Source organism: Phenylobacterium sp., from assembly GCF_020402505.1.
Classification (GTDB): domain Bacteria; phylum Pseudomonadota; class Alphaproteobacteria; order Caulobacterales; family Caulobacteraceae; genus Phenylobacterium.
This window is the reverse complement of sequence record NZ_JADBZL010000077.1, coordinates 36,153-50,731: the sequence shown is the minus strand read 5'-3', so window position 1 is coordinate 50,731 and position 14,579 is coordinate 36,153. Positions and strand designations below refer to the sequence as shown.

Annotated in this window: 17 protein-coding genes and 1 pseudogene; 7 read left to right on the top strand and 11 right to left on the bottom strand. The window is 67.4% G+C overall.

From position 1 onward, the window contains the following. Positions 1-154: 154 nt before the first annotated feature. The 5 genes from IM632_RS14490 to IM632_RS06205 form a co-directional block, all read right to left on the bottom strand. Complete coding sequence (locus IM632_RS14490) at positions 155-301, bottom strand: DUF1272 domain-containing protein (RefSeq protein WP_366817387.1); 147 nt, start codon at positions 299-301, stop codon at positions 155-157. 579 nt (positions 302-880) lie between these two features. Continuing rightward, positions 881-1,090 (bottom strand): DUF1272 domain-containing protein, encoded by a 210-nt coding sequence (locus IM632_RS06220; RefSeq protein WP_296552124.1) that lies wholly within the window; start codon positions 1,088-1,090, stop codon positions 881-883. Then, positions 1,091-1,267, bottom strand: a complete 177-nt coding sequence (locus IM632_RS06215) for a rubredoxin (RefSeq protein ID WP_110449545.1) — start codon at positions 1,265-1,267, stop codon at positions 1,091-1,093. Between the two features lie 14 nt (positions 1,268-1,281). Beyond that, on the bottom strand, positions 1,282-2,607 hold the full coding sequence (locus IM632_RS06210) for a cytochrome P450 (protein WP_296518717.1): 1,326 nt from the start codon (positions 2,605-2,607) through the stop codon (positions 1,282-1,284). A 358-nt stretch (positions 2,608-2,965) separates the two neighbouring features. Further along, a complete protein-coding gene (locus tag IM632_RS06205) occupies positions 2,966-3,658 on the bottom strand; it encodes a sulfite exporter TauE/SafE family protein (RefSeq protein ID WP_296483730.1) in 693 nt (230 codons plus the stop codon). A gap of 44 nt (positions 3,659-3,702) precedes the next feature. On the opposite strand from IM632_RS06205, the gene IM632_RS06200 reads away from it, so the two are divergent. The 4 genes from IM632_RS06200 (at position 3,703) to IM632_RS06185 (ending at position 8,346) form a co-directional block, all read left to right on the top strand. Then, positions 3,703-4,200, top strand: a complete 498-nt coding sequence (locus IM632_RS06200) for a GAF domain-containing protein (protein WP_296497303.1) — start codon at positions 3,703-3,705, stop codon at positions 4,198-4,200. A 108-nt stretch (positions 4,201-4,308) separates the two neighbouring features. Continuing rightward, the gene (locus IM632_RS06195; RefSeq protein ID WP_293520692.1) at positions 4,309-5,481 is read left to right on the top strand and encodes an acetyl-CoA C-acetyltransferase; all 1,173 of its coding nucleotides are present in this window, start codon (positions 4,309-4,311) and stop codon (positions 5,479-5,481) included. A gap of 7 nt (positions 5,482-5,488) precedes the next feature. Further along, a complete protein-coding gene (locus IM632_RS06190) occupies positions 5,489-6,187 on the top strand; it encodes an SDR family NAD(P)-dependent oxidoreductase (RefSeq protein ID WP_296483724.1) in 699 nt (232 codons plus the stop codon). A gap of 77 nt (positions 6,188-6,264) precedes the next feature. Beyond that, on the top strand, positions 6,265-8,346 hold the full coding sequence (locus IM632_RS06185) for an outer membrane beta-barrel protein (RefSeq protein ID WP_296483722.1): 2,082 nt from the start codon (positions 6,265-6,267) through the stop codon (positions 8,344-8,346). A 12-nt stretch (positions 8,347-8,358) separates the two neighbouring features. Here the strand turns inward: IM632_RS06185 and IM632_RS06180 are convergent, their stop codons facing one another. Further along, the gene (locus IM632_RS06180) at positions 8,359-9,672 is read right to left on the bottom strand and encodes a sorbosone dehydrogenase family protein (RefSeq protein ID WP_296483719.1); all 1,314 of its coding nucleotides are present in this window, start codon (positions 9,670-9,672) and stop codon (positions 8,359-8,361) included. 137 nt (positions 9,673-9,809) lie between these two features. Here IM632_RS06180 and IM632_RS06175 point away from each other — a divergent pair, with 137 nt between their 5' ends. Next, positions 9,810-10,205 carry an MAPEG family protein gene (locus tag IM632_RS06175; RefSeq protein ID WP_296483716.1) on the top strand — a complete coding sequence of 132 codons (396 nt, stop codon included), beginning with the start codon at positions 9,810-9,812 and terminating at the stop codon, positions 10,203-10,205. Positions 10,206-10,333: 128 nt separating this feature from the next. Beyond that, complete coding sequence (locus tag IM632_RS06170; RefSeq protein WP_296483713.1) at positions 10,334-10,954, top strand: pseudaminic acid biosynthesis-associated methylase; 621 nt, start codon at positions 10,334-10,336, stop codon at positions 10,952-10,954. 82 nt (positions 10,955-11,036) lie between these two features. Here IM632_RS06170 and IM632_RS06165 read toward each other — a convergent pair whose 3' ends face one another. From IM632_RS06165 to IM632_RS06150, 4 genes are all read right to left on the bottom strand, one after another. Beyond that, positions 11,037-11,312: an HU family DNA-binding protein gene (locus tag IM632_RS06165; RefSeq protein WP_293511903.1), complete on the bottom strand. Its 276-nt coding sequence runs from the start codon at positions 11,310-11,312 to the stop codon at positions 11,037-11,039. Between the two features lie 460 nt (positions 11,313-11,772). Continuing rightward, positions 11,773-12,033 (bottom strand): TfoX/Sxy family DNA transformation protein, encoded by a 261-nt coding sequence (locus tag IM632_RS06160; protein ID WP_296483710.1) that lies wholly within the window; start codon positions 12,031-12,033, stop codon positions 11,773-11,775. 4 nt (positions 12,034-12,037) lie between these two features. Then, a complete protein-coding gene (locus tag IM632_RS06155; RefSeq protein ID WP_296483706.1) occupies positions 12,038-12,700 on the bottom strand; it encodes a YafY family protein in 663 nt (220 codons plus the stop codon). Continuing rightward, positions 12,701-12,997: a hypothetical protein gene (locus IM632_RS06150; protein WP_296483703.1), complete on the bottom strand. Its 297-nt coding sequence runs from the start codon at positions 12,995-12,997 to the stop codon at positions 12,701-12,703. A gap of 246 nt (positions 12,998-13,243) precedes the next feature. On the opposite strand from IM632_RS06150, the pseudogene IM632_RS06145 reads away from it, so the two are divergent. Continuing rightward, positions 13,244-13,372: pseudogene (locus IM632_RS06145) on the top strand (transposase); the annotation flags it as partial. A 346-nt stretch (positions 13,373-13,718) separates the two neighbouring features. On the opposite strand, the gene IM632_RS06140 reads toward IM632_RS06145, so the two are convergent. After that, a complete protein-coding gene (locus IM632_RS06140) occupies positions 13,719-14,468 on the bottom strand; it encodes an aminoacyl--tRNA ligase-related protein (protein WP_296483700.1) in 750 nt (249 codons plus the stop codon). Positions 14,469-14,579 lie beyond the last annotated feature (111 nt).

The following is a 14,579-nucleotide window of genomic DNA, read 5'->3' as shown; positions in this document are numbered from 1 at the left end:
GGCGGTTCGGGCAAGCTCTACCTGGCCTACCTCCGCGATCCGGACGGCAACAAGCTGTGCGCATTACATCGGATGTGATCCGGGCCTGAGACGGCCCTCGACGAAATCGGGCGGCGTCCTTCGCGGGGCGCCGCCTTCTTCGTGTGTGGCGCCCTCACCCCTGCGGCGGGAAGCGCTCCAGAAGGGCCGCCGCCCGGGGCGGGCGGCGCGGAAGGACGCAAGCGCAGGCCTCGCAGGATGCGCACTCGAAGGAACAAATGAAGGCAGCGGCCTGGTCAGTTGGCATTGCGGCTTCGCGCACTTCTCCACAGCCCTAGGCCGTTAAGGACATCCAGCATCAAAATTGCTATCCATTATCTCTATGAGGATGGTTAAATAGACCATCACGGAAACCTATAGAAAAATCCATAATATAGTTCATAGAATGAGACATGAGAAACAAAAACATCAGGAAAATGAAAAAATATCGGACCCGCCTCGGCAGTGATTTGAACTTATCCCAGAGATTATTGAATTCTGAAGTCACTTTCATTTCCGATCTCCAATTTTCAAAGACGCGCACATGAAATCTATTTTTCCTTCAGATTGCGAATTAGAGACCTCATGGCTTCTCTCGACGCACGGGAAAAGAAAACTGCAAGGTAGAGTGAATACCATTTTTCGGGCTTGCCAAGCGCTATTTGAGCGCTCTGCGAATTGCAGGCTGGCCGCTGACAGGTCGGTCGGTCTGCGTGTTACTCACCCATGAGAGGCGCTGCCGGCGCGCTGGTCTCGAGACTAGCCCGAGGACGGCCACTCATTACAAAGCGCCGCCTCGTATGACTCTGGTGTGAAGGGCGGCCGGATAGTCATGTAATTCGGCATTCCCGAATACGGGTCGTCACCCCTGCGGCGGGAACCGCCCGAGCAGGGCGGCGGCCCGGGGCGGGCGGGGGAGGAGGACGCCGGCGCAGTTCGGGCAGGCGCCGGCCAGCTCGCCCCCGGCGCAGGCCTCGCAGAAGGTGCACTCGAAGGAGCAGATGAAGGCGCCTGTCCGGTCGGCGGGGAGGGCGGCGGTGCAGCGCTCGCAGGCGGATTTCATCTTCAGCATTCAGAGCTCGATCATGTCGAAGTCCGACTTGGGCGTCCCGCAGAGGGGGCAGATCCAGTCGGCGGGGATGTCGGCCCAGCGCGTGCCGGGGGCCAGGCCCTCGGGCGGATCGCCGAACTCTTCCTCGTAGATGTAGCCGCAGGTGCGGCACTGCCAGGTCTTGAAGGCCTCGGCCATGGGGGGCCTCCGGCTCAGCTCATCCTGAAGCGGATGGGCACCGACTTGGGGCCGCAGACGAAGTTGGCGACCATGTTCCGGGGTTCGCCGTCCAGCTCCACGGCCTCCAGGCGGGGCAGGAGCTCCTCCCAGAGGATCCGCATCTCCATCCGCGCCAAGTGCTGGCCCAGGCAGACATGGGCGCCGTAGCCGAAGGCCACGTGCTTGTTCGGGCTACGGGTGATGTCGAAGCGGAAGGGGTCGGCGAACTGGGCCTCGTCCCGGTTGCCCGAGGGGTAGCAGAGCATCATCCAGTCGCCCTGGGCGATCTTCTTCCCCGCCAGCTCGGCGTCGGCGGTGGCGGTGCGCATGAAGTGCTTCACCGGCGTGACCCAGCGGATGGACTCCTCCACCAGGCCCGGGATCAGGGCGGGGTCGGCCCTGACCTTCCGGAACTGGTCCGGGTTCTCGGCCAGGGCCCAAAGGGCGCCGGCGGTGGTGGACGAGGTGGTGTCGTGCCCGGCGGTGGCGGCGATGATGTAGTAGCTCATGGCCTCCAGGTGGCCGAGAGGCGCGCCGTGAACCTGGCCGTTGGCGATCACGCTGGCGAGGTCGTCGCGCGGCCTGGCCCGGCGGTCCTCGGTGATGGCGTTGAAGTACATCATGAAGTCCATGACGACGGACTGGATGGTGTCGACGCCGTCGGCGTTGCGGCCCATCTCCTCGCCGGTCCGGTTGACGTCCGGGTCGGCGCTGCCGAACAGCTCCTGGGTCAGCTTGAGCATGCGCGGCTCGTCCGCTTCCGGCACGCCGATCACCTCCATGATGACATGCAGGGGATAGAGGAAGGCCACGTCCCGGGCGAAGTCGCAGCGGCCGCCATGCTCGGCCATGCGGTCGATGAAGCCCCGGGCGATCTCGCGGATCCGCTCCTCCAGCTTGCGCAGGTTCTGCGGCATGAACCAGCCCTGGGTCAGGCGCCGGTAGGCCATGTGGTCGGGGTTGTCCATCTGGACCAGGGAGCGCACGAGGTGGGGGCTGCCGCCCATCATCTCGCGCACCTTCCGGTCGGCCTCGATGGTCACCAGGGTCGTGGCCCGGTCGCCATTGTGGAACAGATCGTTCTGGCGCTCGACCTCCAGGATGTCGGCGTGGCGGGTGACCACCCAGAAGGGATCGAACCCCTCCGGCTGGGCCTGTTCCAGCGGGGCCTCTCGCCGCAGGTAGGTAAAGGCGTCGTCGATGCGCTTGCCGTCGGCATAGGCGCGGGGGTCGACGAGGGTCTGGGCGATGTCCTGGGCGATCACGGGGCGGCTCCCTGAATGAGTCCTGTGGCCCGGAGGCGGACCCGGCGGGACCATTCCACCAAGTGGCCCGGGGTTCAATCGGGGGTGATCCGGCGGTTGGGGGGCGAGGGGGTTGCGGAGGTTCAGCAGACCCCCTCCGACCCGCTTCGCGGCCCACCTCCCCCTCAAGAGGTGGAGGAATGACGGAGCTAATTGCTCCCCATCAGGGGGAGCTCCCGGCGAAGCCGGGTGAGGGGGTGCAACGGCGCCTCCGCAAACCCCCTCCGGTCCGCTTCGCGGCCCACCTCCCCCTCAAGAGGTGGAGGAATTAGGGAGCCCATTGCTCCCCATCAGGGGGAGCTCCCCGCGCAGCGGGGTGAGGGGGTGCAACGACGGTTCCGAAGACGGCGCTGCTGCCTTGCACGGCCAAGCGCTAGGCCGCCGGAAGGCAGAGCCCGGGCGCGGCGCCCGCCGGCCAGACCAGGGTGGCGAGGGCGAAGGCGATGAGCGCGCCGCCGGCGGCGAGCCTCAGGGCGGGTCGCGCGCCCGCCCGGACCAGGCCCGCCGCGCCCAGGGCGGTCGCCGTCACCGAGGGCAGGACGCCCAGGGCGAAGCCGGCCATGACCAGGGCGCCGCGCTCCGGCGCACCCGCCAGCAGGGCGTAGAGCAGGGCGGCGTAGACCATGCCGCAGGGGATCAGGCCCCAGGCCAGGCCCGCCGCGGCGGCGGCGAGGCCGCGCGCCGAGCGCCGGGCGCTCAGCATCCATCGCGACAGGGGCTGGAACAGCCGGCCGAGAATGGCGGGGGAGGGGACGAGGCCCATCAGGCCGAGCGCCGTCCAGATGAGGACCGCCGCGCTGACCTTCTGCAGGATGCCGAAGGCCTCGGTCATGTCGAGGGCCCCATAGACGCCGGCGCCCGCCCAGCCCAGGGCCGCCCCGGCCGTCATGTAGCCCGCCGCCTTGCCCGCCTGGGCCTGGAGGAGGGCGATGAGCCGCCCGCCCGTCGAGGCCCCAGGCGCCGCCGCCAGGGCGATGGAGGCGGCGATGCCGCCGCACATGCCGGCGCAGTGCAGGCTGGAGGCGAGGCCGAGCAGGAGGCCGCCGCCGAAATCCAGGGTGATCATGCTCCGCCTCGCCGCCGGTCGTCCGGTGCTGCTATAGAGGCCCCATGGCCGAAGCCTTCAACTCCGTAGAACTCCCCGTGGACAAGGCCGCGCGCTACGCCGCCCTGGCCGATGAGGTCGCCTCCGTCCTGGAGGGCGAGCCCGATCGGACCGCGCGCATGGCGGTGGTGGCCGGCATGCTGGCCCAGTCCTTCCCGCACTTCTTCTGGACGGGCTTCTACCGGGTCGATCCGTCGCGACCCGGCGAGCTTGTCCTCGGTCCCTACCAGGGCACCCTGGGCTGCCTGCGCATTCCCTTCGGCAAGGGGGTCTGCGGGACGGCGGCCCAGCGCCGCGAGACGGTGATCGTCGAGGACGTCCACGCCTTTCCCGGCCATATCGCCTGCGACTCCCGCTCGGCCAGCGAGATCGTCTGCCCGGTCTTTGACGCCGGCGGGGCGCTGATCGCCATCCTGGATGTCGACGCCGAGATCCCGGCGGCTTTCGATGCGACCGACGCCGAGGGCCTGAATCGCATCCTGGCGCAGACATTCTCGACCTGAACCCGCCGCCGGCGGTTCGGAACGGCTTGGCTTCCCCCGCGTCCGGGGCCTATGGTCCCGCCCCGATGCGGCCCGGGATCGCCCGGGCGCGAACATGGGAGCGAAGACATGGCCGAGGCCTATATCGTTGCGGCGGGTCGCACCGCCGGCGGCCGCAAGGGCGGCAAGCTGAAGGACTGGCACCCGACGGACCTCGCCGCCGTCGTGCTGAACGACCTGGTGGACCGGACGTCCATCGACCCGGCCGCCATCGAGGACGTGGTCATGGGCTGCGTCATGCAGGTGGGCGAGCAGTCCACCAATGTCGCGCGCAACGCCGTCCTGGCCTCCAAGCTGCCCGAGAGCGTCCCCGCCACCAGCGTCGACCGCCAGTGCGGCTCCTCCCAGCAGGCCCTGCAGTTCGCCGCCCAGGCGGTGATGTCCGGCACCATGGACGTGGTGATCGCGGCGGGCGTGGAAAGCATGAGCCGCGTGCCCATGGGCCTGTCGGTCTCCCTGCCGGCCCAGAACGGTTTCGGCGTGCCCAAGAGCCCCTGGCAGGAAGAGCGCTATCCCGGCATCCAGTTCTCCCAGTTCATGGGCGCGGAAATGGTCGCCGAGAAGTACAACCTGACCAAGGACCAGCTGGACGAGTACAGCTATCGCAGCCACCAGCGCGCCATCGCGGCCACCCAGGCGGGCGCCTTCAAGGACGAGATCATCGGCGTCGAGATCAAGGACGCCGACGGCAAGACCGTGATCCATACCGTGGACGAGGGCATCCGCTTCGACGCCAGCCTCGACGGTATCCGCGGCGTGAAGCTGCTGCGTGAGGGCGGCCGGATCACGGCGGCCTCCTCCAGCCAGATCTGCGACGGCGCCTCGGGCGTCATGGTGGTCTCGGAGCGCGCGCTGAAGGAGCACAACCTGACCCCCCTGGCTCGCATCCATCACCTGTCCGTCATGGGCCATGACCCGGTGATCATGCTGGAAGCCCCGCTTCCGGCCACCGAGCGCGCCCTGAAGAAGGCCGGCATGAAGGTCGAGGACATCGACGTCTTCGAGGTCAACGAGGCCTTCGCCTCCGTGCCCGTCGCCTACCTGCAGCGCCTCGGCGTCGACCCCGACAAGCTGAACGTCAACGGCGGCGCCATCGCCCTGGGCCACCCCCTCGGCGCCTCGGGCACCAAGCTGATGGCGACCCTGCTCAACGCCCTGAAGGGCAAGGGCGGTCGCTACGGCCTGCAGACCATGTGCGAAGGCGGTGGTCTGGCCAACGTGACCATCATCGAGCGCCTGTAAGGCGCCGGTGACCGGCAGGCGGATCGTCGTCACGGGGGCCTTCGGGGCCCTCGGCGCCGCGGTGGCCAGGGCCGCCGCGGCCGGCGGCGAGCGCCTCGCCCTCCTGGACTTCGCGCCCGCGCCCCCGGACGGCCTCGTCGCCGACTGCGGGCCGGGCGCCATTGTCCTTCCCGGGGTCGACCTGACCGACCCTGCCGCAGCTTCCAGGGCCATGGACGCCGCTGCGGCCGGACTGGGCGGGATCGACGCCCTCCTGAACATCGCCGGCGGCTTCGCCTGGGAGACCCTCGACGGGGGTGATCCTGCGACCTGGGACCGGCTCTACCGGATGAACGTGGCGACGGCGTCCAACGCCTGCCGCGCCGCCCTGCCGCACCTGCGGGCCTCCCCGGCGGGACGGATCGTCAATGTCGGGGCCAACGCCGCCCTGCGCTCCGGCGCCGGCATGGGCGCCTATGCCGCGTCCAAGGCCGGGGTCCACCGCCTGACCGAGAGCCTGGCCGAGGAGCTGAAGGGCGACGGGATCACGGTCAACGCCGTCCTGCCCTCGATCCTCGACACCCCGGCCAACCGGGCGGACATGCCCAAGGCGGACCCCGCCCTTTGGGTCTCGCCGACCGAGCTTTCCGCCGTCATCCTCTTTCTCGCCTCCGAGCCGGCCTCCGCCGTGACCGGGGCCCTGGTGCCGGTGATGGGACGGGTTTGAATACCCGGTAGGCGCCTTTTTTCTGGCCCTTGAGGTCTTTGCGCGTCAGACTCACCAGCCGGGAGGAGTAACCCCTCATGCTTGCGCCTGTTCTTGCGGCCGTCTCGGCCCTGTCTCTCGCTGAGCCCGAGACCGCATCCCCTGGGGCGCCGCCACCCGAGGCGACGGCCCAGCTGGCCGAGCGCGGTGTGATCTCCTATCCCCCCTCCTTCTTCGCCGAAGTGGGCCCGTCCACCGCCCTCGATATGGTTCAGCGACTGCCCGGCTTCTCCTTCGACCGGGGCGCGGCGGTGCGGGGCCTTTCCGGAGCGGGCGGCAACGTGCTGATCGATGGCGAGCCGCCGGTCTCGAAGAACGACTCTCTGGAAGAGATCCTCCGGCGGATCCCTGTGTCTTCCGTCCTTCGCATCGATGTCATCCGCGGGGGCGCGCCCGGCATCGACATGCAGGGACGGACCGTGATCGCCAACGTCATCCGCAAGTCTTCGGCCGGCCTGAAGGGCGCCTTCGTCTGGACGATGTGGCCTATCTCGGATGGTCGGTTCTTCTTTGGTCCACGGGGCGAGTTGCAATGGCGCGAGGGCCAAAGACTGGTCGAGCTCTCGTTTGTGATCGGCAAGGGCCCCCAGGAAATGGCCGGGGACGGGACCCGGATCCGGGTCGACGCCAACGGAAACACGCTGATCCGCTCCAAGATCGACAACGACGCCCAGGGATCCCGCCGCTGGCTGGTCGGCGCCTATGAGACGCCCTTGGCCGGGGGGCGGCTCAGGCTCAACGGCGCCTACATCGGCGGGGATGCAGACGGCGAGTACTACGACAAGATCACTTATCCGTCCGTCTACCGGGAGTTCCAGTACTTCGCCGAGGACCGCGCGCAGAGCGAGCTGGGCCTGCGCTGGAACCGGCGCGCGGGACCCAACCAGCTGGATCTCGTGGCCTTCCAGCAGTGGAACAAGACGGACAACTACGCCCGGTTCGACAGCCCGACCCTCAATCGCCTCTTCCGGAATGAGAAGGACGTTTCGGAGACAGTCGGTCGGGTCCACTTCCGACGGACGGCCAGCCCGACGCTGAACCTGGAGGCCGGGATTGAAGGGGCGCTGAACACGCTGGATTCCGTCACGAGTCTCAGGATCAACAATGGCCTTGTTCCCCTGCCCGCCGCCAATGTGACCGTGGAGGAGAGACGCGGGGAGGCCTTCGCGGTCGCCGTGGTTCGCGCCTCGCCCCAGCTGGCCTTCGAGTTCGGGCTCCGGCAGGAGGCTTCCACGGTCACGTCGTCCGGCGATGTGGCGCTTGAAAAGTCTCTGTCCTTCACCAAGCCCCGAGCGACAGTCACCTGGTCGCCCATGGAGTCCCTTCAGGTCCGGGCTCGCATTGAAAGGGAAGTCACCCAGCTCAACTTCGACGACTTCGTCGCGAACAACAGCGTCACACAGACCGGGGCCGTCGCCGCCGGCAATCCGGACCTGTCTCCGATGCAGGCCTGGGTGGGGGAGCTTGCCATTGAGCGCCGGTTCCTCAAGAGCGGGGTCTTTGCCGTGACCCTGCGCCGCTCTGATCTGAAGGACGTCATCGACCGGGCGCCGGTCTCTCTCGGCAGCGTCGTCGCCGACGCCCCGGCGAATATTGGCGACGGATGGCGCAACGAGTTGCAGGTGAGCCTCAGTACGCCCCTGGACGGCATCGGCCTGAAGCAGGCGACCCTCAAGGCCCAGGCATCCCTTCGCCAGACCGAGGTCACCGACCCCACAACCGGCCGACCGCGCCCGATCTCAGCCCTGCAGATCTTTGGTTCGCCCCCCCAGATCTCCGCCGTCCGCGACAATGAGTGGGAGCTCCATTACACCCAGGACCTGCCGTACTTCAGGTCGACCTGGGGCTTTGACATCTTCAGCCCCTATATCGACCGGTACTATCGGCTGACCGAGATCGAGACCCTCAAGAGCGGGGTCGTCATTCAGATTTTCGGGGAATGGAAGGCGCAGCCGGACCTGTCGTTGCGGGTGGAGTTGCAATCCCTCGTCCGCGACACGACGCGGGTCCGCGACGTCTGGTCGGGTCCTCGCAATACGGCGCCCCTGCAGTACAGGGACTTTCGCGACCTGCAGTACGACGGGGCCATCCAGTTCCGGTTGAGGAAGACCTTCGGCTGACGTCCCGGCGGATCAGGGCCGCTTGGGCGCCACCCGCCAGATCGCCTTGCCCGCGTCATCCGCCACAAGGAGGGCGCCGGTCCGGTCCACGGCCACGCCGACCGGACGCCCCCGGGTCTTTCCGTCCTCGGTCAGGAAGCCATCCAGGAAGACCTCGGGCGGGGCGGAGGGCTTGCCATCGGCGAAGGGTATGAAGACGACCTGATAGCCGCTCAGGGGCTTGCGGTTCCAGGATCCGTGCTGACCGACGAAAGCTCCACCCCTGTACTTCGCCGGGAAGGCGTTGGCCCGGTAGAACGCCAGGCCTAGCGAGGCGGTGTGGGATCCAAGCGCATAGTCGGGCTTCAGGGCCTTAGCCACGAGGTCGGGCCGGGGCGGCTTGACCCGCTCGTCGACGATCTGGCCGAAATAGCTGTAGGGCCAGCCATAGAATCCGCCGTCCCGGACGCTGGTCATGTAGTCCGGAGGAAGATCAGGGCCCATTTCATCGCGCTCGTTGACCGCGGTCCAAAGGGCGCCGGTGACGGGCTCGAAGTCCAGCCCGACCGGGTTGCGAAGTCCGGTGGCGAACAGCCGACCGGTGCGCGTGGCGGGATCGATCGCCCAGATGGCGGCGCGTCCTGCCTCCTCTTCCATGCCGAATTCCGCGATGTTGGAGTTGGATCCCACCGTGGCGTAGAGGGTCTTGCCGTCCGGGCTGGCGAGCACCGTCTTGGTCCAGTGGTGATTGCGGCCGGCGGGCAGGTCGAAGACCCGCTCCGGCTCGCTGGTGGCCTTGGTGTCGCCCGTGCGGTAGGGCAGTCGCACGATGCCGTCGTCCTGGGCCACGTAGAGGTTCTCGCCCACCAGGGTCATGCCGAAGGGCCGGCGGATGTTCTCGGCGAAGAGGGTCCGCACTTCCGCGAGACCATCTCCGTCGGAGTCACGGAGCAGGGTGATCCGGTTCGGGCTCGTGCGCTGGATGGCGCCCGCCTGACCCATCAGCAGGTTGGCGACCCGGTCTCGGAAACTTGGCTTGCCCTTCTTCTCCGAAGAGGACTCGGCCACCAGAACGTCTCCGTTGGGCAGGACCAGAAGCCACCGTGGGTGGGCCAGGGCGCCCGCGAAGCGTGTGACTTCGAACCCTTCCGGCGCTCGGGGGGCTTCCGACCCCTGCCAGCCGACAGGCTGGGCGATGCCGATCTGCGGCACGATCGACCGGGTCGGCGGCGGCAGGCGCGGATCGGGCCCGAAGCCGGCCAGAGGGTCCGGGGAGCCGCCGGCGGAACAGGCTGCGAGGAAGAGGGCGGCGCCCAGGGCGCATCGCCGGACGGTCCGGGTCATCATGCTGTCATCTCCTGCAGCCGCCATCATCACCCGTCGGATGACTGTCGCCAAGGGGCCGTTGACGTCGGACGGGAAGCGGAAGAGTCTCAGGCTCCGCGACCGGTCGACCCTATGTCCGGCGCCCATGGGAGGGAAACATGCCGATCGAACTCAGGCTTCTTGTCTATTCAACCGTTCTGCTTCTGGTTCTTGTTCTCATCCAGACGGTTGCGGGTGTCCGCGCCAAGGGAGCCCAGGTCATGGCCGACTCCCGGGACGGGCTCAGTCCGCCGGAAGGCTTTCATGCCCGCGCCCTGCGGGTGGTGGACAACCACCGCGAGGGCCTGATCCTGTTTGCGCCGCTGATCCTCGTTGCGGCGATGACCGGGGCCCTGGGAGCCACGACGGCTCTCGGCGCCAAGCTGTTCTTCTATTCGAGGCTCGCCCACGCGGTGGTCTACCTGCTGGCCATACCGAAAATCCGCCCCTTGTTCTGGCTGGTGGGGCTGGTCGGAACCCTGATGGTCCTGGCCGCAGTACTCGGGCTGGCCTGATCACCGAGGAAGCAGGGGCAGGCGGATCGTTTGTGGTCGCAGGCCCTCGGCGACCTGTACCGAGTTGACCTCGACCGGGAAGCAGCAAAGCATGACCAGCGGCCTGGCAGGTTCGCGGGAGAGAGTTGATGACGTTCAAGACCGATCAGGAGGCGTTCTGGGCGGGAGGTTTTGGTGACGAATACGCCTCAAGGAACCAGGGCGAGACGCTCATCACGTCAAATGTGGTCCTGTTCGGGAAGATCCTCCGGTCGGCTCCGGGTGTCAGGTCTGTGGTCGAGCTGGGCTGCAACATCGGCCTGAACCTCCAGGCCCTGAACCGGATCGACCCGGAAATCGCGCTCTGCGGCTACGAGATCAACGGGAACGCCGCGCAGAAGGCCCGAGACCTCAGGATCGCGGAGATCCACCAACAAACAATCATCGAGACCATCCCGGCGGCGACGACCTATGACCTGGCCTTCACCAAGGGCGTCCTGATCCACATCCATCCGGACGAGTTGCCGCGAGTCTACGACAACCTCTTTGCGCTCTCCCGGCGCTATATCCTTGTCTGCGAGTACTACAACCCAAGCCCGGTGACGGTAACCTACCGAGGCAATGCCGACCGGCTGTTCAAGCGGGACTTCGCGGGCGAGCTGATGGACCGCTTCGGCCTCAGCCTTATCGACTACGGCTTCATCTACCGGCGGGATAATTACTTCCCACAGGACGACTGCACCTGGTTTCTTTTGGAGAAGCCGCGCTGAGGAATAGCGCCCCGGTGTCGCACTCAGACATCGACGGGGCGAAGCCGGACCGGCGGTCACCGCCGGTCCGCGACGCGTATCCTCAGCCCAAGGCGTCCTTGAGCGCCTTGGCGGGCTTGAACTTCAGGGCCTTGGAAGCGGCGATCTGGATGGTCGCGCCGGTGGAGGGGTTGCGGCCGGTGCGGGCCGGCTTGGACTGGACGGCGAACTTGCCGAAACCTGGGATGGAGACTTCGTCGCCCTTCACGGCGGCGCCGCGGATGGCGGCGAAAGTCGCTTCAATTGCGGCCTTGGCCTGGGCCTTGGTCAGCTTGGAGTCAGTCGCCGCGACGGCGTCGACCAGATCGGAAATGTTCATGGAAGACCTTTCAAGCAGGGAATCGCTCCGGACAACCTGCCAAGCCCTGCCGCATATGTCACCTGTGGGAAATGCCGGAATTGGCGCGGAATCGGGGGTTTCGGGACTTCCGTCGCCTGGCGGGCGGCCCGGGCGGTCACGAAGGGTCGCTTCCCTGGGGAGCGGATGCGGACCTGCGCGATCTTTGAAGTCGCCGGCTGATGGACCCTTCCGAGCCGATGTTCGTGCTGGGCGACCTGCAGGACGGCGCCCTGGTCGGGGCTGTCCACGTCCTCTGCCACCGCTCCACCTGATCGCCGCTGTCTGCGAGCGGGCGACGCCCCAGGGCGCCAGCCGCGTCTACTGGCTGACCCGCGAGGACAACGCCACGGCCATCGCGCTCTACGAGAAGGTCGCCCTGCGAACGGGGTTCATCCAGTACCGGGTCGGGCTGCCCGTGGGGTAGGGCGGCGGGGCGGGTTCAGGGCCGCCCGCGCCGCTGTCCGAGAGCCTCGTCGCGCAGGGCGCGCCTGACCTCCGGGGAAAGCATGCGCCAATCGATGCCGAGAAGGGCGGCCTGCAGGGCGTAGAGGAGGTTGAGGCTGACCCGGGGGTCTGCAGCCATCCGGACCCGGGCGAAGGCCTCGACCGGGCCGACCGACCTCAGATCGGATTCCCGATGGATGCCGACGCTGGCCAGCAGGCGGGAGGATACCGTCCCAAGACCCCGAAGCTCCGACACCGGCCTATCCATCCTGACGCCTCGCCTGCGCGCGCACCGCCGCAACAAAGTCCCCGATCGTCCGGCCGGACTCGGGTCTGAAGGGCGCCCCGTCTTTGAAGCTGCGTATTCGGTCGATCCGGAATACACGGAAGTCATTGCGGCTCTCGCACCAGGCCGTCAGCGTCCAGACCCGACCCCAGTGCTCCAGGCCGAGGGGCCGGACGGTCCTGGCGGACACGGCGCCCGCGCTGTCCTCATAGGTGATCTCGAGCCGCCTTGACCGCGACAGCGCCTCCCTTACGCCCTGCATGATCTTCTTCTGCAGGGGCGTCAGCGAAGGCGTGGCATGGAAGGGGGCCTGGCTGACCCCGAGCTTTGAAAGCACATCCTGGGCCGCCCCGGAGAGGGCTTCATCCCCGTGAGCCGCCGCCAGCGCCAGGCCCCAGCGCAGGGCCTCGTGCTCGACAGGCGTCAGGGCGAGAGGGGGCAGGAAGAAGTCGTCCCTGAGCAGGAAGCCCAGGCCCCTTTCGCCGTCGATCGGCGCGCCGTTCGCCTGAAGATCGGAAATATCCCGGTAGATTGTCCGGACCGAGACCTCGAGGCCTTCCGCCAGCGAGGCCGCAGTCCGAAGGTGACCGCCTCTCAGCGCCTGCAGGATCGCAAAGAGGCGGTCGGCGCGGCGCATCTACCGTGAGATCACAATGCGGGCGTGGCGCATGGTGAGGGAGCTGAAGTCGATCCGGGCCATGAAGGCCGCGGCGGCGTCGGTCTCCAGGATCCGGTCGGCGGCGGATTTCGCGGACTCGATGTCGTCCCACTCCACGCAGTCGATCCAGACGCCCTCCTCAATCTCGGCCAGCCGACGGGCGCGAAACCCGGGCTGCGCCGCCAGCCAGGGGGTGATGGCCTCGGCGGCGGCTACGAAGTCCGAGGTCTCTCCGGTCGTGCGGAATTCTGCAATTTCGAGGACAGGTGTTGTCATTCACGGGGCCTCCTTTGCGCCCCGCCGCTGGGTATCTTAGGCCAACTGACAGCATTCTGTCAGGAGACTCCGGGGGCGCCCACCGTCGCAGTCAGAGTGTCGCTAGCGAGTCAATCTGTCCGGTTTTTGGAACTCGTGAAGTGTCCGCTTCTCTGTTTGTGGCCGGGATCATGCGCGCATGACCCCGGCGTCGGTCGCGCGGGTTCAGGCGGCAAGCGCTGTGTCTTGCATGATGAGGGAGCCATCCGGCGGATCGTCATCGGCATCGTGCACATGCTTCGCTCGGGCGCCCGGTGGCGCGACTGCCCACCCGAGTACGGGCCCTACACGACGGTCTACAACAGGTTCAATCGCTGGAGCCGCCAAGGGGTCTGGAGCGGGATACTCTATGCCCTGAAAGGCAGGAGCGATGTCATGACCGGCGCCATCGTGGGCATAGCCGCAGCCCTGCTGTTGCTCAGCAACCGCACCGTCTCGGCCGGCCAGCTTGGGCTGCCGCTGCATGTCACGCCTGAACTTGCAGCCGGCGCGACGCTCTTTGCGCTCGCCATCGGTCTTGTGGCCGGCGCGGCGCCCATGCTGCGCGCCGCGAGCCTACCCATCGCGGTGGCCCTGCGGCGGAACTGACTCGAACCGAGGGGTCTGGCTCTTTCCCGCCCGCGGCTCCCGGCGATCGAGCGCCGAGGTCGCGGGCGGGCCAAGTGAAGCGCCGGAGATGCGCTCAGAGAGTTTCCGCCTGGTTCCAGGCGTGGACGCATCGATCGAGGCCGATGGCGACTTCGAGGACGAGTATGTCGACCTCGCGCTCGTCGCCGCCCTTCGACCCGACACGAACCGTCTGCGGGAAATCCTTGCGGCGCGATATGGACGCCAGTTCCATCCACCTGTCGCCGTTGTCGACCTCCAAATCCATGGTGACCTGCGAGTAGGCCGGCAAGCGATCGGAAGGCACAACGCGGGTCGGTAGTCGGGTCATGGCGCCGATCATTCGACGGACCGGCTCGAGGCAGCCGCCGTGATAGTCGTTGGCGGTGTCTGAGGTGTAGGCGCACTGGAATTCGAGCTGCCAAAACTCCTTGAGCCGCACGTGTTTCGTGGGCTGGTCCTGCTCGCGCCGAAACGATTTGCCGGCTTGCCATACGCACAGCGGGGGACGGACGCGTTGGTGGCTGTTGAGCAGGTGCTGCATGTAGACATAGGTCGACGGCGTGGTCTCCGGACGCAGGACCAGTTCGTGGTCGTGCTCAGAGAGCTTCGCCTGCACGAACACGTCGTCCGCGCCGTAGGCGGCCGAGATGAGTTCGCGCGGGGTCAGGATCGGCGCCTCGACGCGGCGAACGTCCCAGGCCGGGTTGGTGGTCTTGAGGAATGCGCTGACCTCGCCCGCAAAGTGCGCGGTCATCATATCGCGCAGGCGAATGTCGCGCTCGGTCCAGTGGACGAGCCCATTGGCTTTATAAATAGAAAGCATGGCGGCCTCTTGGTCGCTGGAAGGTCTGAGATGAGGGCTTGGGCTTAACGTCCCCGGGCGTGCGGGAACGGCAGTCAGCCTCGCCCGCGACTATCCGGAGACGTGCAGACC

Coding starts and splice junctions, on each gene's coding strand:
- IM632_RS06220 (WP_296552124.1), bottom strand. CDS start 1,090: ATGCTGAAGATGAAATCCGCCTGCGAGCGCTGCACCGCCGCCCTCCCC.
- IM632_RS06215 (WP_110449545.1), bottom strand. CDS start 1,267: ATGGCCGAGGCCTTCAAGACCTGGCAGTGCCGCACCTGCGGCTACATC.
- IM632_RS06210 (WP_296518717.1), bottom strand. CDS start 2,607: ATGGTCCCGCCGGGTCCGCCTCCGGGCCACAGGACTCATTCAGGGAGC.
- IM632_RS06205 (WP_296483730.1), bottom strand. CDS start 3,658: ATGATCACCCTGGATTTCGGCGGCGGCCTCCTGCTCGGCCTCGCCTCC.
- IM632_RS06200 (WP_296497303.1), top strand. CDS start 3,703: ATGGCCGAAGCCTTCAACTCCGTAGAACTCCCCGTGGACAAGGCCGCG.
- IM632_RS06195 (WP_293520692.1), top strand. CDS start 4,309: ATGGCCGAGGCCTATATCGTTGCGGCGGGTCGCACCGCCGGCGGCCGC.
- IM632_RS06185 (WP_296483722.1), top strand. CDS start 6,265: ATGCTTGCGCCTGTTCTTGCGGCCGTCTCGGCCCTGTCTCTCGCTGAG.
- IM632_RS06180 (WP_296483719.1), bottom strand. CDS start 9,672: ATGATGACCCGGACCGTCCGGCGATGCGCCCTGGGCGCCGCCCTCTTC.
- IM632_RS06175 (WP_296483716.1), top strand. CDS start 9,810: ATGCCGATCGAACTCAGGCTTCTTGTCTATTCAACCGTTCTGCTTCTG.
- IM632_RS06170 (WP_296483713.1), top strand. CDS start 10,334: ATGACGTTCAAGACCGATCAGGAGGCGTTCTGGGCGGGAGGTTTTGGT.
- IM632_RS06165 (WP_293511903.1), bottom strand. CDS start 11,312: ATGAACATTTCCGATCTGGTCGACGCCGTCGCGGCGACTGACTCCAAG.
- IM632_RS06155 (WP_296483706.1), bottom strand. CDS start 12,700: ATGCGCCGCGCCGACCGCCTCTTTGCGATCCTGCAGGCGCTGAGAGGC.
- IM632_RS06150 (WP_296483703.1), bottom strand. CDS start 12,997: ATGACAACACCTGTCCTCGAAATTGCAGAATTCCGCACGACCGGAGAG.
- IM632_RS06140 (WP_296483700.1), bottom strand. CDS start 14,468: ATGCTTTCTATTTATAAAGCCAATGGGCTCGTCCACTGGACCGAGCGC.